At 68.9% G+C, this 21137-nt stretch carries 20 protein-coding genes and 1 rRNA gene; 10 read left to right on the top strand and 11 right to left on the bottom strand.

Features of this window, described 5'->3' with window-relative positions:
* Positions 1-91, top strand: a 5S ribosomal RNA gene (gene rrf, locus AB0L53_RS37835); the annotation flags it as partial.
* Positions 92-446: 355 nt separating this feature from the next.
* Here the strand turns inward: rrf and AB0L53_RS37830 are convergent.
* Both AB0L53_RS37830 and AB0L53_RS37825 read right to left on the bottom strand, forming a co-directional pair.
* Positions 447-812 carry a DUF2809 domain-containing protein gene (locus AB0L53_RS37830; RefSeq protein WP_364004720.1) on the bottom strand — a complete coding sequence of 122 codons (366 nt, stop codon included), beginning with the start codon at positions 810-812 and terminating at the stop codon, positions 447-449.
* Positions 813-1423: 611 nt separating this feature from the next.
* The gene (locus tag AB0L53_RS37825) at positions 1424-1825 is read right to left on the bottom strand and encodes a RidA family protein (RefSeq protein ID WP_364004717.1); all 402 of its coding nucleotides are present in this window, start codon (positions 1823-1825) and stop codon (positions 1424-1426) included.
* Between the two features lie 72 nt (positions 1826-1897).
* On the opposite strand from AB0L53_RS37825, the gene AB0L53_RS37820 reads away from it, so the two are divergent.
* The 3 genes from AB0L53_RS37820 to AB0L53_RS37810 are packed head-to-tail and all read left to right on the top strand — an operon-like array spanning position 1898 to position 3696.
* Positions 1898-2803, top strand: coding sequence for a LysR family transcriptional regulator (locus tag AB0L53_RS37820; RefSeq protein WP_364004714.1), 906 nt, complete (start codon positions 1898-1900; stop codon positions 2801-2803).
* Between the two features lie 48 nt (positions 2804-2851).
* Positions 2852-3187: a metalloregulator ArsR/SmtB family transcription factor gene (locus AB0L53_RS37815; RefSeq protein ID WP_357946386.1), complete on the top strand. Its 336-nt coding sequence runs from the start codon at positions 2852-2854 to the stop codon at positions 3185-3187.
* On the top strand, positions 3184-3696 hold the full coding sequence (locus tag AB0L53_RS37810; protein ID WP_364004711.1) for an SRPBCC family protein: 513 nt from the start codon (positions 3184-3186) through the stop codon (positions 3694-3696). The genes AB0L53_RS37815 and AB0L53_RS37810 overlap by 4 nt, the downstream gene beginning before the upstream one ends.
* 4 nt (positions 3697-3700) lie before the next feature.
* Here AB0L53_RS37810 and AB0L53_RS37805 read toward each other — a convergent pair whose 3' ends face one another.
* Positions 3701-4129, bottom strand: a complete 429-nt coding sequence (locus AB0L53_RS37805; protein WP_364004708.1) for a MerR family transcriptional regulator — start codon at positions 4127-4129, stop codon at positions 3701-3703.
* A gap of 55 nt (positions 4130-4184) precedes the next feature.
* Here AB0L53_RS37805 and AB0L53_RS37800 point away from each other — a divergent pair, with 55 nt between their 5' ends.
* Positions 4185-5240 (top strand): aldo/keto reductase, encoded by a 1056-nt coding sequence (locus AB0L53_RS37800; RefSeq protein WP_364004705.1) that lies wholly within the window; start codon positions 4185-4187, stop codon positions 5238-5240.
* A 601-nt stretch (positions 5241-5841) separates the two neighbouring features.
* Here AB0L53_RS37800 and AB0L53_RS37795 read toward each other — a convergent pair.
* Positions 5842-7320, bottom strand: a complete 1479-nt coding sequence (locus AB0L53_RS37795) for a phosphodiester glycosidase family protein (RefSeq protein ID WP_364004702.1) — start codon at positions 7318-7320, stop codon at positions 5842-5844.
* Positions 7321-7539: 219 nt separating this feature from the next.
* Here AB0L53_RS37795 and AB0L53_RS37790 point away from each other — a divergent pair, with 219 nt between their 5' ends.
* Complete coding sequence (locus tag AB0L53_RS37790) at positions 7540-7662, top strand: hypothetical protein (protein WP_364004699.1); 123 nt, start codon at positions 7540-7542, stop codon at positions 7660-7662.
* A gap of 225 nt (positions 7663-7887) precedes the next feature.
* A complete protein-coding gene (gene trpS, locus AB0L53_RS37785; protein WP_364004737.1) occupies positions 7888-8850 on the top strand; it encodes a tryptophan--tRNA ligase in 963 nt (320 codons plus the stop codon).
* 113 nt (positions 8851-8963) lie between these two features.
* Here trpS and AB0L53_RS37780 read toward each other — a convergent pair whose 3' ends face one another.
* The 4 genes from AB0L53_RS37780 to AB0L53_RS37765 form a co-directional block, all read right to left on the bottom strand.
* Positions 8964-10004, bottom strand: coding sequence for a methyltransferase (locus AB0L53_RS37780; RefSeq protein WP_364004696.1), 1041 nt, complete (start codon positions 10002-10004; stop codon positions 8964-8966).
* A 32-nt stretch (positions 10005-10036) separates the two neighbouring features.
* Entirely contained in the window at positions 10037-11653 is a 1617-nt protein-coding gene (locus AB0L53_RS37775) for a PucR family transcriptional regulator ligand-binding domain-containing protein (RefSeq protein ID WP_364004693.1), read from the bottom strand.
* Positions 11654-11714: 61 nt separating this feature from the next.
* Complete coding sequence (locus AB0L53_RS37770) at positions 11715-13334, bottom strand: AMP-binding protein (protein ID WP_364004690.1); 1620 nt, start codon at positions 13332-13334, stop codon at positions 11715-11717.
* Between the two features lie 13 nt (positions 13335-13347).
* The gene (locus AB0L53_RS37765; protein WP_364004687.1) at positions 13348-14055 is read right to left on the bottom strand and encodes a TetR/AcrR family transcriptional regulator C-terminal domain-containing protein; all 708 of its coding nucleotides are present in this window, start codon (positions 14053-14055) and stop codon (positions 13348-13350) included.
* Between the two features lie 55 nt (positions 14056-14110).
* On the opposite strand from AB0L53_RS37765, the gene AB0L53_RS37760 reads away from it, so the two are divergent.
* Entirely contained in the window at positions 14111-15568 is a 1458-nt protein-coding gene (locus AB0L53_RS37760) for an MFS transporter (RefSeq protein WP_364004684.1), read from the top strand.
* Here the strand turns inward: AB0L53_RS37760 and AB0L53_RS37755 are convergent.
* From AB0L53_RS37755 to AB0L53_RS37745, 3 genes are all read right to left on the bottom strand, one after another.
* Entirely contained in the window at positions 15565-16263 is a 699-nt protein-coding gene (locus tag AB0L53_RS37755; RefSeq protein WP_364004681.1) for an alternative oxidase, read from the bottom strand. The genes AB0L53_RS37760 and AB0L53_RS37755 overlap by 4 nt on opposite strands.
* 148 nt (positions 16264-16411) lie before the next feature.
* Complete coding sequence (locus AB0L53_RS37750) at positions 16412-17413, bottom strand: CU044_5270 family protein (RefSeq protein ID WP_364004678.1); 1002 nt, start codon at positions 17411-17413, stop codon at positions 16412-16414.
* Complete coding sequence (locus AB0L53_RS37745; RefSeq protein ID WP_364004675.1) at positions 17406-18029, bottom strand: RNA polymerase sigma factor; 624 nt, start codon at positions 18027-18029, stop codon at positions 17406-17408. Before AB0L53_RS37745 ends, AB0L53_RS37750 begins: the two co-directional genes overlap by 8 nt.
* 198 nt (positions 18030-18227) lie before the next feature.
* Between AB0L53_RS37745 and AB0L53_RS37740 the strand changes: the two genes are divergently transcribed.
* On the top strand, positions 18228-19523 hold the full coding sequence (locus tag AB0L53_RS37740) for an aspartate aminotransferase family protein (protein ID WP_364004672.1): 1296 nt from the start codon (positions 18228-18230) through the stop codon (positions 19521-19523).
* Positions 19520-21025 (top strand): CoA-acylating methylmalonate-semialdehyde dehydrogenase, encoded by a 1506-nt coding sequence (locus AB0L53_RS37735; protein ID WP_364004669.1) that lies wholly within the window; start codon positions 19520-19522, stop codon positions 21023-21025. The genes AB0L53_RS37740 and AB0L53_RS37735 overlap by 4 nt, the downstream gene beginning before the upstream one ends.
* The last annotated feature ends 112 nt before the right edge of the window (positions 21026-21137 follow it).

Genomic DNA, 21137 nt, shown 5'->3' with positions numbered 1-21137 from the left:
ACCCGGTTACATTCCGAACCCGGAAGTTAAGCTTCCCAGCGCCGATGGTACTGCACTCGGGAGGGTGTGGGAGAGTAGGTCACCGCCGGACAATCGTTGAACACGGGAAAGGGCTCCACGCATACGCGTGGGGCCCTTTTTCGCGTTGCGGGGCCTTGCGCGTGGCGCGTGGGGGCCCTTTTCTGCGTTGACGCGGTGTACTGGGAACGGCAGCGTGACCGCCAAGTCCAACAGCGGCTACGCGGGTGGCAGCTTCGGCTACAAGGCCGGCAGGTTCGATTGTTCCGACCCGGCAAGCCGGCCAACTCCTACGCCTATGCGTACGACACGATGCCGGGGCGCTACTCGGGTTGCGTCCCCGCCCGGATGGGGTGCGCCGTGCTGTGAGCTGCGCGGCTGTGGGGGCATCCGTACCGTCAGCGTGCCGGTGGGGTGGCGTCCGAGAGTCAGCCGGTCTGATCATTGGATCGGACCAATCGGCGTTCCCAGGCCAGGGCCGCGACCACGCCGATGGCATAGGCGACCAGGTCCCATGGGTCGGGGAACGCGCCGACCAGGACACCGCCGATGCCCGGCGGGGTCATGCCGACTATTTGGTAGAACTCGACGGCGGCGGCGATCGCGGCCGTGGCCAGGGTGCGGCGTGCGGCGGTGGTGCGCCACAGCAGCCCCAAGAACGCGTAGACCAGCATGGTGGCGCCGACGTCGCTCACGTAACCGCGGATGAACGGTTGTCCCGGGCCCCGGTAGAAGAGGGTGAACGCGCCGATGGCGAGGGCGACGCCACCCAGAAGGACCATGGCGCGGCGCATGAGATTGACATCTTCTCCGAATCTCAACGATCAGGACGAACTGATCATAGAGCTCGTCCCTTATGGCGGCATGCTGATTGCTTCAGGTCAGCGACCGCGGTGGAGTGCCATGGCGACGGCATGCCAGCACGCTGAAACGTAGTGATGATTCATCCGGAATGAGGCCCGACCAGATGAAACAGGGGGTTACGGTGCGCTCAGCGCCGCCTCGATGACCGCGCCATGGCCGATCCAGCCAGGCCTCGCACCGCTCGATCTCATCGCCGATGCCCTCATCCCACATCCATGCCCAGCGACCACCCCGTTCCTCGGCTCTCTGCTTCATCAGAAACCACGCCCACCGGGTCCGCAGCGCGAACACCTCGACGAGCCGGGAACGGTCGACGTCTGACATCCGTAGGCGTCGGCCAGGATCCGGCAGCGGCGCGGCACGTCCATCACCATCCTGACCTGTCCGCCCACCCAGACGCCGCATGACCGTCCGCCTGGAAATCTCAAGGCCGCCCGCCTGGATCATGCTGTCCGCCCACCTGGAGAAGTACCTGGCCGTGCACACGAACTGACGCAACCGCATTGCCCATGCGGGTGCCCCTGCGCGGAGCAGTGTGCGTTCACACCGCAAGCGCTCCGTGGAGTCGTGCGTACACCTCGATCTCGAAGCGCATGCGGGGATCGGAGAGGCCGCACACGAGCATCGTCGCCGCCGGGCGGATCTCGCCGAAGTAGCGGCGGAGGGTCGGCCAGCACGGCTCGAAGTCCTCCCGGTCGGGCAGCAGGTAGCGGACCCGGACGACGTCGGCGAAGGTACAGCCTGCTTCCATCAACGCGGTCCCGATGTTGCGCAGGCACTGCTCGGCCTGTTCGACCACGTCGTCGGAGATCGTCATGGTCGCGTAGTCGAACCCGGTGGTCCCCGAGACGTGGACCCAGTCGCCGTCCACCACGGCTCGGGCATATCCGATCTGCTCCTCGAAGGTGGAGCCGCTGAAGATCGCGCGTCGTGCTTCTGTCATACGCCGAACCGTAGGCGAACTGCCGTGATACGTCTAAGACGTTTCAGTGAATGATGTGATATCTCTGCGCGTATGGAACGCCCTCAACTCGCGCTGCATCAGCTCTACGCGTTCGCCGTTCTGGCCGAGGAACTGCACTTCGGGCGGGCCGCCGTACGGCTGGGTGTCGCGCAGCCGCCCTTGAGTCAGCAGATCAGGCGGCTGGAGGAGAGGGTGGGGCATCCGCTGTTCGAGCGAAGGGCCGGTGGGGTCGTTCTGACGTCGGCGGGGCACGAACTGCTGCCTGCCGCTCGGCGTGCGCTCGGCGAGATCGCGGACGGCCTGGAGGCGGCGCGGCGCGTCGGTGGGGGAGAGGCCGGGCGCATTCGGGTCGGGTTCGCGGCGTCGCTGGCGTTGACGATCCTGCCGGGGATGCTGCGGGCCTACCGGGATCGCTATCCCGGGGTCGAGATGGAGATCACGGAGATGACGACGGCGCCGCAGGTGGCCGCACTCCTTGAGCGTTCGATCGACGTCGGGCTCCTGCGGGAGCCGCCTGACGATCCGGGGCTGGCCGCTGAGGTTGTGCTTTCGGAGGAGTTCGTGGTGGTTCTGCCGGTTGGCCATGTTCTCGCCAGCCGACGGGTGGTTCCTGTCGCGGCGCTGGCGGAGGAGCCGTTCGTGCTGCTGAACCGGGACGCGGGGCCGACGGTTCACGATCGGATCGTGGGTCTGTGCCGGTCGGTGGGGTTCGAGCCGCGCATCGGTCAGTACGCGGTGGAGTGGGCGACGGTCTCCGCGCTGGTCGAGGCGGGGCTCGGGGTGTCCCTTGCCCCGGCGAGCGTGCGGCGGATCAGGCTCAAGGGGGTGGCCTATCGCCGGATCGAGCCGGACAGCGCGCGCACCACGGTGGCCATGTGCTGGCGGCGGGATGATGCGAATCCGCTGGTTGCTCGGTTTCTGGACGTAGGTAGGGAGAGCCTCCCCGGCCCGCGTTAATGTTACATGCCTTGATGCGTACATACGCCATGAGGTATGTTTGCTGGTATGAGCGATGTGATCTGGGCGGCTCTCGTGGATCCCCATCGGCGAGCGGTGCTCGATCTGCTGCGTGAGCGTGATCGGTCGGTCACGGAGCTGGTCGACGAGCTCGGTGTCACCCAGCCGACCGCGTCCAAGCATCTCCGGGTGCTCCGGGCGGCGGGGCTGGTCCGGGTGCGCAAGGACGCGCAGCGTCGCATCTACGCGATCGATTTGGAGCCGATCGCCGAGCTCGATCAGTGGCTGGCCCCGTACCGGCGGCTCTGGAACGACCGGCTCGACACCCTCGGGCGCCACCTCGATGAGATGGGCACAGGCGCAGACATAGGCAAGGAGTCATGATGGACCGCGGAACATACGTCGAGATCGACGGACGGCCGGCCGTACGCTTCCAGCGCACGTACCCCCACCCGATCGAGCGGGTGTGGCGGGCGGTGACCGAGCCGGGCGAGCTGACTCACTGGTTCCCGCAGAACGTGACGATGGACGCGCGGGAAGGCGGGAAGATCGAGTTCTCCGGCGACCCGCATATGGACAGCATCACCGGCACCATCCTGGTCTGGGATCCGCCGCGGTGCTTCGCCTTCACGTGGGGCGGTGACGAGCTGCGGCTGGAGCTGGCGCCCGACGGTGCTGGTGGGTGTACGTTCACGCTGGTCAACGTGATCCAGGCGCAGGACGCGGCGGCGCGCAACGCGGCAGGATGGGCGGTCTGCCTGGCCGAGCTGGACAAGGTCGTGGCCGGGCAGCCGGCCGACGGGCCGCACGGCAAGAGCGCCGAGTCGTGGCGTGAGCACTACGACGCCCATGTCGCGGACGGTCTGCCGTCGGGTGCCGAGATTCCTCAATAGTGCCCTAGCCTGGCCCTTCGTCCGCCGGGAGAGCTTCCCTGTTGCACGAGTGGTCGGCCGCGCCCTCGTCGATGAGGTCCTCGTACACGCCGACCTTGTAGTTGATCAGGTCCATGCACTCGCTGAGGTTCGCCATCTGGGTGGTCAGATACTCGCGGTGCCGTCTCAGCAGGGTGAGCCGTTCCGTCTCGTTCCCCGCGCCCTCCCTGACGAGCTCGGTGTAGCGGCGGATCGCCGCCAGCGGCATGTCGGAGGCGCGCAGGACCATGCACAAGGTCAGCCACTCGATGTCCTGCTCGCTGTAGACGCGGTTCCCGCCGGCCCCGCGGCGCACCGGACTGTGCAGGATGCCCTCGCGCTCGTAGAAGCGCAGCGTGTGAACGCTCAACCCGGTCCGCTCCGCGACCTGCCCAATGCTCAAAATATCCGGCATGTCGTACAGGTTAGGGCTTGATCTAGAGTCGACTCCAGATCCTAGGATGCCGCGCATGACCATGCGTTACCGCACTCTCGGCGGCACCGGCATAGAAGTAAGCGTCCACTGTCTCGGCGCGATGATGTTCGGGGCTGTCGGCAACAAGGACCACGATGACTGTGTCCGCATCATTCACACCGCGCTCGACCGGGGGATCAACTTCATCGACACCGCGGACATGTACTCCGCGGGTGAGTCCGAGGAGATCGTCGGCAAGGCGCTCGAGGGACGCCGCGACGACGTCGTGCTCGCCACCAAGGTGCACTTTCCCATGGGGGAGGGCCGCAACCGGAGCGGCAATTCGCGGCGCTGGATCGTCAAGGAGGTGGAGGAGAGCCTGCGGCGTCTGCGGACCGACTGGATCGACCTCTACCAGGTGCATCGTCCCGACCACACGACCGACATCGAAGAGACGCTCTCCGCGCTGACCGACCTGGTACGCGCGGGGAAGATCCGCGCCTTCGGCTGCTCGACCTTTCCGGCCGACGAGATCGTCGAGGCGTATCACGTCGCCGAGCGCCGGGGCCTCCAGAGGTTCAGGACCGAGCAGCCGCCCTATTCGCTGCTCGCCCGGGGGATCGAGGCCTCGGTGCTGCCGGTCTGCCAGCGGCTCGGGATGGGGGTGCTGACCTGGAGCCCGCTCGCGGCCGGCTTCCTGAGCGGCAAGTACAGGAAGGGGCAGGCCATCGATCTCACCACCGGCCGTGCCTCGCTCACGCCGGCCCGGTTCGACCCCTCGATCCCTGGGAACGTGGCCAAGTTCGACGCGGTGGAGGAGTTGGCCGAGGTCGCGGACGGTCTCGGATGCTCGCTGCCTGAGCTTGCCGTGGCCTTCTGTGCGGCGCATCCTGGGGTCACGTCGGTGATCACTGGGCCGAGGACCATGGAGCAGTTGGAGTCGTTGCTGAAGGGGGCCTCGCTCACGCTCGACGACGCGGTTCTTGAGCGGATCGACGAGATTGTGCCGCCGGGGACCAACGTCTACCACCCGGACGGCGCCTGGACCCCGCCGGCGCTGTCGGACCCCGCCCGGCGTCGGCGGCCGCTGGTGGAGCGTGCGGCGGGTTGATGGGTCGCAGGACCCTGAAGGGCCGTTGTCTGGTGCGCCGGTGGTCTGGGTGGGCGCGGCTGGGCCGTGCTCGCCTGCCTGGCCGTGCTCGCCTGGCTGGTGCGGTGACCGCTGGATCCCCGGGTGGTCCGTCACACGACCGTCTCTAGCCCTGTGAACGTTCGTGGTGGCTGGGGTCCCTTGAAGGAATACCCCCTTCGGGGGGGTGGAAGAGACGGTCCGTCGTGGTTGGTGTCCCTGAGGAGGGATTCCCCCCTTCCGAGGGGCGGAAGGGGGCGGTCCGTGATGGTTGGGGTCCTGGGCGGGATATCCCCTTCCAAAGGAAGGAAGGGGACGGTCCGTGATGGTTGGTGTCCCTGAGGAGGGATTCCCCCCTTCCGAGGGGTGGAAGGAAACAGTCCGTCGTGGCCGGGGTCTCCGAGGAGGGATTCCCCCTTCGGGGAGCGAAAGAAGGCGGTCCGTGGTGGCTGGGGTCATACCCGCTTCGGGGTAGCGGGGGCGCGGTCCGTGGTGGTTGGGGTCCTGGGTGGGCCGTCCCCTTCCGGGGGTGGAAGGGGACGGACCGTCATGGTCGGGGTCTCTTCGTAAGACGGGTGGGTGGTTACTTCGGCAGGACCAGTAGGGCGTCGCCGACGCCGCGCTCCACCCCGTCGGACGGGCGGTTGACCAGCTTGTTGCCCACCACCATCGCGGTGGAGCCGCCGCCGTCCAGGTTGACTGCCTGCTTGGCGCCCAGCCAGCGCATGAACTGGGCCGCCTCGATGAAGTTGGCCCCCACCGACACGCCGGGCTGCCGGCCGTCGATGGTCGCCAGGATCAGGCTGCCGTTGCGGGTGGTGCCCAGCAGTGTGCGCGGGTGGCGGCGGAGGATCATGTTCACGGAGTCGTGGCCGTCGCGCTTGGCGGTGATCTTGACCTGGCCGTTCCTGACCAGGCCGACGTTGCCGCCGATCACGCTGAGGTCGGGGGTCAGCTTGAGTGCCTTGCCCGCCCGTACGTCCACGACTTTGGTGTCGATCTTGACGGTTCCGCCTTCCGCCGCGTGCGCGTTCAGCCATTCGGCGGCGATTCCGGCGGAGCCGTGCAGGACCCGGGACCCGGCCGGTACCTCGGCGCCCGGCGCGCGTAGTGCCACGACCTTGTCGTTGGCGTCGAGCACGGCGTCGGCGCCGTTGTCCGTGGGCGTCTTGGCGCCGTACTCCGCGGTGTAGAGGATCAGCTCGTCCGCCGCCGCGGCGCGGTTGACGCCGTTGACCACCAGCTTCTGGCCGTCCTGCGCGATCGCGGTCACGGTCGACTTGAGCTCGGTGATGCGGGCCGTGCGGCCCTTGAGTACGACGGCGGAGCGGCCCGGTACGGCCTCGCTGAGCAGCCTGCCGCCGACCACCGAGATGCCGACCGGCTCGCCGCGCAGGTTCTTGGCGGTGTGGATGTTGAAGAAGCCGCCGTTCACGGCCGCGAGCGCCTTGTTGGCCTTGGCCATCGAGGAGACGGTCTCGCGGGCGGCGACGCTGGTGCCGAGCGTGGAGGTGTACGAGCCGCGGAACTTCCTGGCGTCGATCATGACCACCTTGACGTCCCAGGGCCCGGTGGTCTTCATGCCGTCGTCGCCGACGTAGTCGACCCTGACCTTCAGACCGGCGTCCTTGAGCTTCTTGGCCGTCTCGGCGGCCTTGTCCTTCTCCTCAAACTTCCAGAGGCCGACCCGCACCATGTAGACGGTCTGGGCGTCGGCGTCGGCGACCTTCGGCCGGACGACCTTCTGCAGGCTGGCCGTCTCGCCCGTGGCCTCGACCTCGGCGACCTTGGCCTCGGCCGTCTGCTGCATGCCATAGTCGCGGCCGCTCGGCATCAGGACCGTGACGGTGAAGCCGTCGGTCGCCTTGCCCGCCTTCACGTTCCAGAGGTCGATGCCCGGCGCCACGCTGGTCATCGTCTTGGCCGGTACGGCCGGCACGCCCAGCGGGAACTTGGCCGAGGGGAACGAGACCGAAACCTGCTCGGCGGCTGCGCTGGGGACAGCCGTCGCCGTGAGGACCGTGGCTAGCGAGAAGCCGACGGCGAGGGTGCGTCGAGACATGAAAACTCCAGAGGGCGGGCAAAGGAACCGACCCATCCTGGCGAGATCATGGTGACGGAGGCAGGGAAACACGCTAAACGGTCTGAGAGGTTACAAGATTGACATCCCTCGGGGGATTTTCCTGCGCGCACTGTGGGCGCGGCGTTACCGTGCGGTAGGCCGCGACCGAGCGGCATACCAGTCCGAGAGGCAGCCGTGATGGGGCTGAGCATCCTCCTTGTGATCATCGCGAGCGTGGTTCTGGGGTTCATCCTGGGCGCGTTCGTCACCCGTCCGCGCGGATGGGTGATGTATCCCGACGACCGGACCCGCCCCGTCGTGACGCGCGATCCTCACGAGTGACTACGAGCCGGCGCAAGCCGCACAGCTTCTGGGTTCTGTGCGGCTTGCGCCTACCCCTACAACTACAAGTGCGCCGACCCATACAATGGGGCGCATGACACGCATCAGCATGTGGTGGCGGCCGACAGACGGCCGCTGATCTCCGCATGCTCGGGCCGTCCTCAGGACGGGCCCGGTGTGTGGGTTCTCCTTCAGGACGGCATGACCTGAAGAAAGGAACCCATGATGGACCACGTCGTGCTCACCGGAGACCGCCCGACAGGGCCGCTTCACCTGGGCCACTACTTCGGCACGCTGGCCAACCGCGTCGCCCTGCAGAACGTCCACCCGATGTACGTGCTGGTCGCCGACTATCAGGTGATCACTGATCGGGATCTTCCCGGCGCGATCCAGCAGAACATCACCAGCTTGGTCCTCGACTATCTCGCTATCGGGCTCGACCCCGCGAAGGTGACGATCTTCCAGCACAGCGCGATCCCTGAGCTGAACCAGCTGCTGCTGCCCTTCCTCAGCCTGGTGTCCGTGGCCGAGTTGAGCCGCAACCCGACCGTCAAGGACGAGATCGCACACAGTACGCAGCAGGCGGTCAACGGCCTGATGTTCACCTATCCGGTGCATCAGGCGGCCGACATCCTGTTCTGCAAGGGCACGCTGGTGCCGGTCGGCAAGGACCAGCTGCCGCACGTTGAGGTGACACGGTTGGTGGCGCGGCGCTTCAACGAGCGCTACGGGCCGGTCTTCCCGGTGCCGGAGGCCATGATGGGCGCGCGGCCGCTGCTCAAGGGCCTCGACGGCGGCAAGATGAGCAAGAGCCGGGGCAATGCGATAGCCCTGTCCGCCACCGAGGATGAGACGGCGGTGCTGATCCGCGCGGCCCGTACCGACTCCGAGCGGCTCATCACCTTCGACGAGGCGAACCGGCCGGAGGTGGCGAACCTGCTCACCTTGGCCGGTCTCTGCCTCGGCCGCTCGCCCGAGACCATCGCCGACGAGATCGGGAACGGCGGGGCCGCCACGCTGAAACGGCTGGTCACGGAGGCGGTCAACGAGTTCCTGCGCCCGATGAGGAAGCGCCGCCTTGAGTACTCGGCGGCCGATGCCAGGCAGGTGCTGGCGGACGGCAATGAGCGCGCCCGTGAGCGGGCGATCGCCACCCTCGGGGAGGTACGGGCGGCGATGGGCTTCTGACGGGCAAGGGCGACCGGCTTCTAGCGGGCAGGTACGAGCGGCGTTGTGCTTCTAGCGGGCAGGTACGAGCGGCGTTGTGCTTCTAGCGGGCAGGTACGAGCGGCGTTGTGCTTCTAGCGGGTAGGTACGAAGCGCGGGGCTTTGGCGATGGCCAGTTCGGTGGCCGGGGATCTCAGGGGGCGGCGGTGCCGCGGTCTGGTGAAGCCGGCCTCCCTGAGCAGGCGGGCCACTTCCTTGTAATCACGTATCCGGCCGCCGCCCGCCACCAGATAGTTGAGGTGGAGCAGGTCGAGCAGGGTGCGGCTGGCCCGGCCCGGCATGAGGCTGTCACCGAACTGGTCGCCGATCGCGATCGTGCCGCCGGGGTTGAGCGCCTTGGCCAGCCGCCCCAGCAGGGTGACCACCTCCTGGTCGTCGAGACAGTGCATGACGTTGAACAGCAGGATCACGTCGTACCCGCCGCCCAGGTCCTCGTCGAGGAACGAGCCTGCCCGCAGCGTCAGCCGGGGGTGGGCCGCCGCCGAGGCGAGGGCCTCGGGCAGGTCGATCACGGTGCCCCGCAGTCCCGGGTGCCGCCGCAGCAGCTCTACGCTGTAAAGGGCATGGCCGCCGCCCACGTCCAGCATCCGCGTGGCGCCCGCGGGGACCGGGATGGCGGCCGCGGTGGCGGGAGCCTGGCGGCCGGCCACGGCGGCGGTCCACGCCTGGAACGAGCGCGACAGCTCGGGCTCGCTCTCCGTCAGCGCGTACAGCGAGGTGATGGGCGACCCGTCACGTACGGTCCGTTCGAGCTGGGGCCAGAGCACGCAGGCGGTGCGCTCCCAGAAGTACAGGCCCTCGGCCAGGCAGGCGGGGGAGTCGGCGGTGAGCCAGACGCGCGCCGTGCGGGTCAGCCGGTAGCGGCCGCGTCTGGCGCGCAGGTAGCCGAGCCCGGTCAGCCCGCGCAGCAGCACGTCCGTCGCGTGCGGGTCCAGGCCGAGTGATCGCGCGAGGTCGGCGGCGGTCGCGGGGCCGCCGCGCAGGGCGTCGAAGAGGCCGAGCCGCATCCCCGCGATCAGCGCGTGCAGGCCCATGACGCCGAAGTAGTCGAGCATCGGGGGCAGGATTGACAGGCGGTGCGCCGCCGCTTCCAGGGGATTGCCGAATAAGGGCATATCGCGACGGTAAGCCGCGAGACAGAGAAATGTTATCTGCTGTCCCGGCGGAACGACTCCAGCGCCAGCAGCGCCACGTGCAGGGACAGGCACGACTCGACGTCGTCCAGGTCGGTGTCGAGGATGCGTTCGAGGCGGCGCAGCCGGTCGTAGAAGGCGGGCCTGGACAGGTGGGCCTTCTGGGCGGCCACCGCCTTGTTGCGTCCCGCGTCCAGGTAGATGCGCAGGATGCGGGCCAGGTCGCCGCCCCGCTGCGCGTCGTGCGCCAGCAGCGGTCCGAGCTCCCGCTCGGCGAACGTCTGCAGCCTGGCGTCGTCGCGCAGCAGGTGGAGCAGCCCGCGCAGGCGCAGGTCGGGCAGCCGGTAGAAGGCCCGGCCGTCGGGCTGCCGGACGGCCACGTCGGCCACCTGCTCGGCTTCGAGGAAGCTGCGGCGTACGTCCCTGATCGACTCCACCACCGAGCCCGAGGCCAGGACGAACGCGGCGCCGGGCTTCCACAGGACGCGCAGCCGATCGGCGAGCGCCGTCAGCGCGGGCTCGGCGCCCGAGCGCGGGGGTAGGGGGAGCAGGACGCCGACGCGGTCCTGGTCGAGCGCGCCCACGAGGGCGGGCAGCCGGGCGTCGCGGCAGGCGGCGGCGGTGGCCTCGGCCAGCTCGCCGAGCTGCGCCTGCCCGTCGAGCGCCTGCTCGACGGGCTCGGTCGGCCGGATGACGACGCTGACCAGCTTGCGTCCGGTGAGTGGCACGCCCACGGCGCGGGCGCGGGCGGCGGCCTCGTCCGGATCGGCGTAGGCGTGGGTGAGGATGCCGGTGATGATCGTGCCGTGCGCCTGGCGTTCGAGGGACTCCTGGTGGCGTTCGAGCAGGCGGCCCAGGGCGAGCGTGGTGGCGGCGCGCTCGGCGAGCACCAGGTCGCGGGGCGACGGGGGGCTCTCGCAGAGCAGGATCAGCCGGCCCCAGTCTTGCCCGCGCGCGCCGACCGTGGTGACCAGCCAGCCGGAGGCGGCGTCGTAGGCGGTCCGCTCGGCCGGTGCGACCGCGCGTGACCTGCTCTCCCAGCCGGCCAGCAGCGCGCCGGCGTCGCGGCCCGCGGACTCGCAGGCCAGCACCTGGTGGGCGAGGTTCTCCAGCAAGACCGGGCGGCTGGACAGCCGGGCCACCTGGACGAGCACCTCGGCGGGTGAGGCGCCCTCCACGGACAGCTCGGTGAAGACCTCGTGCAGTTGCTCGGAGGCGCGCAGCTCCTCCAGCTGGATGTCGATGATCCGCTCGTGCACGGATTCGGTGATCTGCACGAACGGCGTCTCGCGGGTCAGCACGATCAGCGGCAGCCCGTGCTCCTCCGCCGTCTTGACCACCGCACGGGGGAGCTCGCGGACGAACCGGCGGCCCAGCTCGACGATCAGCCCGGAGGCGCCGACGGCGGACAGCTCACCGATGTAGTCGGCGAGCTTCTCCGGGTCCTCGGGCAGCGCCACTCCCGTGGTGAGCACCAGCTCCCCGCCGCGGAGCAGGTGGGCGATGTCGGCGATCTCGCCGACGTGCACCCACCGCACCTTGGTGTCCAGCCGGTCGCCGCCCGCGACCACGCGCGGGTTACCGCGGCGGACGGTGTCCAGGGCGAGGACGTCGGCGATGGTGGGCAGCACGCGCCCGAGCCTAGCCGATCAGCCTGTAAGATCGGATAGGCACCCATTTACAGAGTGCCGGTCACGAGCCCAGTTCGTCCTCTCTGAACTCCTGGGTGGCCTCCCGCTCCCGCAACTCCACTCGCCGGATCTTGCCGGAGATGGTCTTGGGCAACTCACCGAACTCCAGCCTGCGCACGCGCTTGTACGGCGCCAGTTCGCGCCGCGAGTGCTCGAAGATGGAGCGGGCCGTCGCCTCGTCCGCCTCGAATCCGGGCGCCAAGGTCACATAAGCCTTGGGTACGGCCAGGCGCACCGGATCGGGCGCGGGCACCACGGCCGCCTCCGCGACGGCCTCATGCTCCAGGAGTACGCTCTCCAGCTCGAAGGGCGAGATGCGGTAGTCGGAGGCTTTGAAGACGTCGTCGGTCCTGCCGACGTAGGTGATGTAGCCGTCGCCGTCACGGGTCGCGACATCGCCCGTGTGGTAGTAACCGCCCCGCATCGCTTCACTAGATCCACCGACATATCCGGACATGAGGCCGAGGGGGCGGTCGGTCAGCGGCAGGCAGATCTCGCCGTCATCGCCCACCTCGCCGGTGATCGGGTCGAGCAGCACGACGTCGTAGCCGGGCAGCGGCCGGCCCATCGACCCCGGCTTGACCGGCTCTCCGGGCACGTTGCCCACCTGGGCGGTGGTCTCGGTCTGGCCGTAGCCGTCCCTGATCGTCAGCCCCCACGCCTTGGCGACCTGGTCGATGATCTCCGGGTTGAGCGGCTCGCCCGCCGCGACGGCCGTACGCAGTGGCAGCCGCCAGGAAGCCAGGTCCTCCTGGATGAGCATCCGCCACACGGTCGGCGGCGCGCAGAACGTGGTGACCCGCTCGTCGCGCAGCACCTCCAGCAGGGCGACGGCGGAGAAACGCTGGTAGTCGTGGATCAGCACGGTGGCGCCCGCGTTCCACGGCGCGAACACGTTGCTCCACGCGTGCTTGGCCCAGCCGGGCGAGGACACATTGAGGTGCACGTCGCCGGGCTGGAGCCCGATCCAGAACATGGTCGACAGGTGGCCCGCCGGATAGGAGGCGTGCGTGTGCTCGACCAGCTTGGGCTGCGAGGTCGTGCCCGAGGTGAAGTAGAGCAGCAACGTGTCGCCGGCCCGGGTCTGCCCGTCGGGGGTGAAGTCCGCGGCCGCCTCGCGGGTCTCGGCGTAGGGCAGCCAGCCGTAGGCGTCGCCGACCGCGATCCTGGTGTAGCCGCCGTCGCCGAACTTGCCCGCGTCGGAGGCGTTGGCGATCACGTGGGAGACGCCGCCGCGTTCGACGCGCTCGACGATGTCCTTGGCGGTCAGCAGCGTCGTGGCCGGGATGATCACCGCGCCCAGCTTCATGGCCGCCAGCAGCGACTCCCACAGCTCGGCCTGGTTGCCCAGCATGAGCAGGATCCGGTCGCCACGTCGTACGCCCTGCTCGCGCAGCCAGTTGGCCACCTGATTGGAGCGGGCGGACAACTCGGCGAAGGTGTAGGTGACCTTGCCGACGATCTTCAGCGCGACCGCGTCGGGAGTCTCGGCGGCCAGGACGCCGTCGAACCAGTCGAGCGCCCAGTTGAAGTCCGTCAGCTCCGGCCAGCGGAACTCGCGGCGAGCCGTCGGATAGTCGGCTTCGAGGAGGAGGTCACGTGCGGCACGGAAATCGCTCATGTTCGGGATACTGCTACGTCGCCAGCCGCCTCTCAAGGCCGTCGAGCACCGACACGAGGCCGAAGTCGAAGCACAGCTCGCGCATCGCGCGTGGATCCTCGTAGTCGGTGGTGTTGATCGCCTCCGAGAGGTCGGGGTAGTCGGCCGCGGCCTTGGCGACGGTCTGGCGGAGCTCGTCCCCGTCGTAGTCGTAGCCCGCCATCGCGGTGTCCCAGGCGACCTCGGGGATCGTCATGCCGAACACGAAGGCGGTGAGCGTCGAGTTGGCGTAGTCGATGTCCGCCCCGGCGAACCCGGCCAGCTTGAACGTCTTGCGCGTCTGGTCGGAGATCATGAGCGCGTTGGGCCCCAGCGCCGGCAGCCGGCCGAGAAGGTCGGCCGACCAGCGATGCCGCAGGATCACCTGGCGCATGCTGTGGGCCATGACCGAGGCGGCGTCCCGCCAGCCGACCTCCTCGGGGTCGGGGGCCATCATCTCGCCCCAGATCTCGTCGTAGACCAGCTCCAGCAACTCGTCCTTGTTGGCCACGTACCAGTAGAGGCTGGTCGCCCCCGCGCCGAGCTTCGCCCCGAGCTTGCGCATGCTCAGCCCGACCAGGCCCTCGTCGTCGAGCAGCTCTATGGCGGCCGCGACGATCTCTGCGCGGCTGCGACCGGGGCCGGGGCTGGCCGGCTTGCGCTGCTCGCGGAACCACACGGAGTTGAACTGCTTGCTGGTCACCCCTCCAGGATAATTCCACTCGCACACTGTACGAGGTTTGTCGTACAGTGTGCGAGTGGAATCGAACACTGTGCGAGATCCCCGTCGTTGGTGGATTCTCGGCGTCCTCTGTCTGTCACTCCTGGTCCTGGTCGTCGACAACACCGTCCTCAACCTGGCCATCCCCAAACTGATCAAGGATCTGGGCGCGAGCCCCGGCGACATCCAATGGATCATTGACGCCTACGTGCTGGCCTACGCCGGTCTGCTGTTAACCGCGGGCAGCCTGTCCGACCGGTTCGGGCGCCGGCGGTTCCTGATCATCGGCCTGCTGTTCTTCGGTGGCGCGTCGCTGCTGGCGGTGCTGTCGTCCGAGCCATGGCAGGTGATCGGGTCGCGGGCCCTCATGGGCATCGGCGGGTCGCTGCTGATGCCCTCGACGCTGTCCATCCTGATGACCGTCTTCGATGAGGAGGAGCGGCGCAAGGCCATGGCCGCGTGGAGCGCCGTCGCCATGGTGGGGGTGATCGCGGGCCCCACGCTGGGCGGCTTCCTGCTCGACCACTACTGGTGGGGCTCGGTCTTCCTGCTGAACATCCCCATCGCGCTGATCGCGGTCGTCGCCGCCGTGACGCTGATGCCGGAGACCCGCAGCGCGGGCCGGAAGATCGACCCGGTGGGCGTGGTGCTGTCGATCATCGGCCTGACCTCGGCCGTCTACGTCATCATCGAGCGCGAGTGGAACCCGGTCGGCATCGCCATCGCCGTGGTCGCGCTCGGCGCGTTCGTGATCTGGGAGCGGCGGTCGGACCACCCGATGCTGCCGCTCGAACTGTTCAGGAACCGCAACTTCAGCGGGGCGTCGTTCTCGATCCTGCTGATGTCGTTCGGGGCCGGCGCCGTGATGCTGATGCTCACGCAGTATCTGCAGTTCGTGCTCGGCTATGGGCCCATGCAGGCCGGTCTGGCGTTGCTGCCGTACGCCATCGCCGCGACCGTCTTCAACGTGGTCGGCGCCGGACTGGGCAAGAAGGCCAGCAACCGGGTGCTGATCTCCACAGGGCTGGTGGTCATGTGCGGCGGTTTCGTGGTGCTCGCCACGACCACCGGCTACGTCGCGGTGCTCACCGCGCTGCTGATCATGGGCGTCGGTGGCGGCCTCGCCGGGCCCGCGGCCTACGCGTCGCTGATGGGGGCCATCCCCATGGAGCACGCGGGGGTCGGCTCCGCGCTGAACGACACCGTGCAGCAGGTCGGCATGGCCATGAGCATCGCCATCCTGGGCAGCGTGCTGGCCGGGGTGTTCACCTCGGCGATGCCCGCCGACGCGCCCGAGGCAGCCAGGGAGTCGATCGGCGGCGCCTTCAACCTGGGCATCGTGGAGCCCGCCCGCGCGGCCTTCACCGACGCGATGCACTTCGGCTCATGGGTCGGCGCCGGGTTCTGCGTGGCGGCCGCGCTGCTCGCCCTCGCGGTGCTGCGGCCGGCCGCTCCCGCCGTCACCGCCGACACCACCGAGTCCGCCCCGGTCTAGCGGATGCGAGGCTCACGCATGGCCTCCAGGCTGTCCAGCTTGTGCGTCCGCTCATCGTGGCCGACCTGCCGCAGCAGGTCGGCCACCGAGCGGTAGCGGCCGTACTCGGCGGCGTAGGTGCCCGGATCGGGGACGAAGTCCAGGCCGGGGTTGTCCGCCACGAACGTCATGTACTCGTGCTCCGCGTGGTCCTCGAACTCCGCGTTCAGCCGGTAACTCCAGTCCGGCCGGACCAGGAACAGCACCCACGACACGTGATAGTAGAAGAACGAGATCAGCCACGGCGCCGCCTTGTGCAGCAGCCGGTTCTGCTTGAGACCGTGCCGCTGGACGAGGTCCTGCATGATCAGCAGGTGCCACTGCTCGTTGTCCTGATCGGTACGGGCCTCCACGATGCGCTCGAAGACCCGCCTGGCCAGGCCCGAGCGGCCCGCGTGGCGGTGCACCGCCCAGTAGCCCATACGCTCCCACGCCTGGTACGGCACGCGGGCGATGATCTCCAGCATGGCGAACTTGGTGAACGAGCCCTGCTTGCCGTACATGAGGTCGACGGGCTTGAACATCATCTTGGCCAGCAGGCTGTACTTCATGCGCGGGGTGTCGAGCGTGTCCCGCTCGGCGCGGAGCAACTGCTCGCGGTCGAGCTTCGGCGGGCCGGGGTGCACGTCGGGCCGGTGGTCCACGGTGATGGTCATGTCCGCTCTCCCTGAGTCTTCTCTGGTGATGACTCGATGGTGGGGGAGCGGGGGGTGGCCGGTCGTCGGCCCCCGGTGGGCAATCGTGGTGCCCCCGCGGGCGTAGCGATCAAGGCGGTCGTACGCCCGCAGGCGGACGGGGGATCCCCTAGGGGATCTGGCCCGGCCGGTCCACGACTCCGCCGGCCAGATCGGCTCTCAGCCACGTGCTCCCCTTGCGGGCGCTCGGCTTCGGGTTGCCGAAGAGATACTCGTCACGGTTCCAGACGGTCCGCTCGCCGAGCAGGCGGTAGGTCTGGGGATCGAGCACGAAGTAGCGGGTGGTGATCTGCTGGCCCTTCGGCTCGTAGTACACGCCGATGCCGGGGCGGTCGTCCGCGGCGAGGACCCCCACCTCCACCTTGACGGCGGGGATCTTCGCCAGTGCCCGGTAGATGGTCGCCTCCAGCTTGGGTGGCATGATGGCCCCTTGACCCAGATAGAGGGTCAGCACTCTGAATGCCTGGGCGTCGCGGGGCACGGGGCCGCGCGGGATCGGCACCCCGTCCTCCATGAGCGGCTTGAGCCAGTGCTTGTCGTCCGCGACGTGGGCCAGCAGCTTGTAGGGGTCGGTCGGCAGGGCCGCCAGCTTGTCGTAGTACTGCTGCGGCGTCAGGTCGTCGTCGCCCGGGTCGAGTGGCGGGAGGTCGCTGACGTGCAACTCGCCGTTCTCGCCGATCGAGGCGGCTTGCTTGCCGTCGAACCTCGTCCACTGCTCGCTGATCGTGGTCTTGCCGTTGACGGGTTGGACGTCCTTGGTCTTGGTGTAGACCCACTGGTCGGGCCGCGGCTTCCGGAAGGACCGCCGCTCGGCGACCAGGGCCGCCTCCTCCAGGAGCTGGACGCCGGCCGGTCGCGTGGTGTGCACCGCGGGTACGGGACGGGTCTGGTCCGCGGGTCTGGTGAACGGCAGCGCGACCGCCAGCCCGGCCGCCACGGTCCCGGCGAGCAGCACGCGCTTGGCGAGAGGCTGCCACAGCCGTCGCCGCTCTGGAGGCGTGACTGTCGCGGCCGTGGCCGAGGTGAGGCGGTCGCGCAGGGCCGCGAGCCGGGCCGCGTCGGGCTCCGGCGCGTCCGCGCGTAGCCCCTGGAGCAGGTTCAGGTCATCCACGGTCGGCCTCCTCGTCGGTGATCGCGGTGGGGTCGACGCCGCCCAGCGCGGCGCGGGTGCGTTTCCTGGCCCGGTGGAGCCGGGAGCGGACGGTTCCTAGGGGGATGTCGAGCGCCCTGGCGACCTCCTCGTAGCTGAGCTGCGCCCAGGCGACCAGCAGGAGCACCTCCCGGTCGTCGGCGGAGAGCGCGGCCAGCGCCTCGGCCAGCTCCCGGTGCACGGCCGAGGCCGACACCCGGGCCTCCACCCGGTCCGTGTAGCCCTCCGCCACCTCGTCGATCCCGGTCCTGGCCAGCGCCAGGTAGGACCTGACCTCCCGGCGGCGATGGTGGCCGATGAGGTTGGCGGCCATGCCGTACAGCCAGGGGCGGGCGTCGGCGCGCCCCGGGTCGTAGTGTTCGCGCCGCCTGAACGCGGCCAGGAACGTCTCCGCGACGATGTCGTCGGCCAGCGAGTCCCCGAGGCGGCGGGTGACGTAGCGATGTAAGGCGGGCGCGTGCCGGTCGAACAGCGCGGCGAAAGCGCCCGGATCGCTGCGGGAGCGCCGGATCACCTCGGCGTCGTCCATGCCGCTCAACACTGCGCCGCCGTCGGCCGACTCTGTTTCCACAACCACCCGGTACTCCCGTCGCCGATGCCGTCAGCCCCTTTCACCCGATAGCGGGATATGAGTTCTCGGGAGTTGTAAGTCCTTATGTCCTGACATATGGTCGAAGTTGGCGCAGGAGTCTGCATGACATCATGTAAGGGGATTTGGTGTCGTGTGGACATGTTGGAGGTGGGTGTGGCGATGACGAGCCGGGATACTCGAAGCATGTCGGAGCTTCTCGCCCGCCACCGGGCAGTGATCCCCAACTGGGTGGCACTCAACTACAACGAGCCGATCGAGATCGTCAGTGGCAAGGGCAATCGCGTCGTCGACGCCGATGGCAAGAGCTACCTCGACTTCTTCGCCGGCATCCTCACCAACATGATCGGGTACGACGTGCCCGAGGTGCGCGAGGCCGTCGAGCGTCAGCTCGCCACGGGAGTCGTCCACACCAGTACGGTCTACCTGCTGCGCGGCCAGATCGAGCTGGCGGAGAAGATCGCCAGGCTCTCCGGCATCCCCGATGCCAAGGTCTTCTTCACCAACTCCGGCACCGAGGCGAACGAGACCGCGCTGCTGCTGGCCACCTACGCGCGCAAGAGCGACCAGGTGCTCGCCATGCGGCAGAGCTACCACGGCCGCAGTTTCGGCGCGATCAGCGTCACCTCCAACCGGACGTGGAAGAACAACTCGCTCTCCCCGCTGAACGTGCACTTCCTGCACGGCGCCGACCGGCACCTGACCCAGTTCAAGGGGCTGTCGGACGCCGACTACATCGCGGCCTGCGTCGACGACCTGCGCCACGTGCTGGCCACGGCCGTCTCCAACGACGTGGCGGCGCTGATCGCCGAGCCCATCCAGGGTGTGGGCGGGTTCACGATGGCCCCCGACGGGCTGTTCGCCGCCTACAAGGAGGTCCTGGACGAGCAGGGCATCCTGTTCATCTCCGACGAGGTGCAGACGGGCTGGGGGCGCACCGGCAGCGCGTTCTTCGGCATCCAGAACCACGGCGTGACGCCCGACATGATGACCTTCGCCAAGGGCCTGGGCAACGGGTTCGCGGTCGGCGGCGTCGTGGCCCGCGGCGACCTGATGGACAGCCTGCCCGCCGTGGGCCTGGCCACGTTCGGCGGCAACCCGATCTCCATGGCCGCCGCCAACGCCACGCTCGACTACGTGCTCGACCACGATCTCCAGGCCAACGCCGCCAGGACCGGCAAGATCATCGCCGATGGCCTGCGCGCGGCGGCCGAGCGGCTGCCGATCATCAAGGCCGTGCGCGGCAAGGGCTTGATGTTCGCCGTCGAGCTGGAGAGCCCCGCGCAGGCCGCGCGGTTCATGGAGGAGACCAAGAAGTCGGGGCTGCTCGCGGGCAAGGGCGGCCTGTACGGCACCGCCATCCGCATGGCCCCGCCACTCACCCTCACGGTCGACGAGGCCACGGAGGGTCTGAGCATCATCGTCCACGTCCTGGAAGGCCTCAACATGGAAGTCATCAACGCAGAGGCAGCGACGCAGTGAAGTTCGTCAAGCACTGGATCAACGGAGCTCTGGCGGACGGCGACAGCCGTACCCAGGAGATCTTCGACCCGTCGACCGGCGAGGTCAGCGGGCACGTCGCGCTGGCCTCGGCCGCCGACGTCGACGCGGCCGTGGCCGCCGCCGTGGCGGCCTTCCCCGCCTGGCGTGACGCCTCGCTGACCAAGCGGGCGCAGGTGCTGTTCCGCTTCCGCGAGCTGATGTACGCCCACCGCGACGAACTGGCCGCGCTCATCTCGGCCGAGCACGGAAAGGTGCACTCCGACGCGCTCGGCGAGGTCGCCCGCGGCCTGGAGGTCGTGGAGTTCGCCTGCGGGATCCCGCACCTGCTCAAGGGCGGCTTCTCCGAGGGTGTCTCGACGCGGGTCGACTCCTATTCGCTGCGTCAGCCGCTCGGGGTGGTGGCCGGCATCACGCCGTTCAACTTCCCGGCCATGGTGCCGATGTGGATGTACCCGATCGCGATCGCCTGCGGTAACACCTTCGTGCTCAAGCCGTCGGAGAAGGACCCGTCCGCGTCGCTGCTCATGGCGCGGCTCTGGCAGGAGGCCGGGCTGCCCGACGGCGTCTTCAACGTCGTACAAGGGGACAAGGTCGCCGTCGACCGGCTGCTGGAGCACCCCGACGTGCGCGGTGTCTCCTTCGTCGGCTCGACCCCCATCGCCAAGTACGTCTACGAGAGCGGCACCAGCCACGGCAAGCGGGTGCAGGCGCTCGGCGGGGCCAAGAACCACATGCTCGTGCTGCCCGACGCCGACCTCGACCTGGTCGCCGACTCGGCCGTGTCGGCGGGCTTCGGCTCGGCCGGCGAGCGGTGCATGGCGATCTCCGTCGTGCTCGCCGTCGACCCGGTGGGCGACGAACTCGTCCAGAAGATCGTCGAGCGCGTCGACAAGCTGGTGATCGGCCCCGGCTCCGACCCCAGGTCCGAGATGGGGCCGCTGGTCACCGAGGCGCACCGCGACAAGGTCGCCTCCTACCTCGACCTGGGTGTCGAGGAGGGCGCCAAGCTGGTCGTGGACGGCCGGGACACGCGCGTCGAAGGCGGCGGCAAGGCGTCGGAGACGCCCGGCTTCTGGCTCGGCCCGACCGTGCTCGACCACGTGCCGGCCGGCTCGCGGGTGCACACCGAGGAGATCTTCGGCCCGGTCCTGACGATCGTCCGCATCGGCTCGTACGAGGAGGGCCTGCAGCTCATCAACGGCGGCGCCTACGGCAACGGCACCGCGATCTTCACCAACGACGGCGGCGCGGCCCGGCGCTTCCAGAACGAGGTCGAGGTCGGCATGATCGGCATCAACGTGCCGATCCCGGTGCCGATGGCGTTCTACAGCTTCGGCGGCTGGAAGGCGTCGCTGTTCGGCGACACGCACGTGCACGGCACCGAGGGCGTCCACTTCTACACCCGCGGCAAGGTCGTCACCTCGCGCTGGCTCGACCCGTCGCACGGCGGCGTGAACCTGGGCTTCCCCACCAACGGGTGATCGATCTCCACCGGGGAGGGACGCGCCAGGCGTCCCTCCCCGTCGTGTGCCCGATAAACTCCAGCACACGGACGAGGGAGGAACGTGGATCGCCGCATACCTGCCATGGCGC

Source organism: Nonomuraea sp. NPDC052129 (assembly GCF_040680095.1).
In the GTDB taxonomy this organism is placed as follows: domain Bacteria; phylum Actinomycetota; class Actinomycetes; order Streptosporangiales; family Streptosporangiaceae; genus Nonomuraea.
This window is presented reverse-complemented; position numbering and strand designations above follow the sequence as displayed.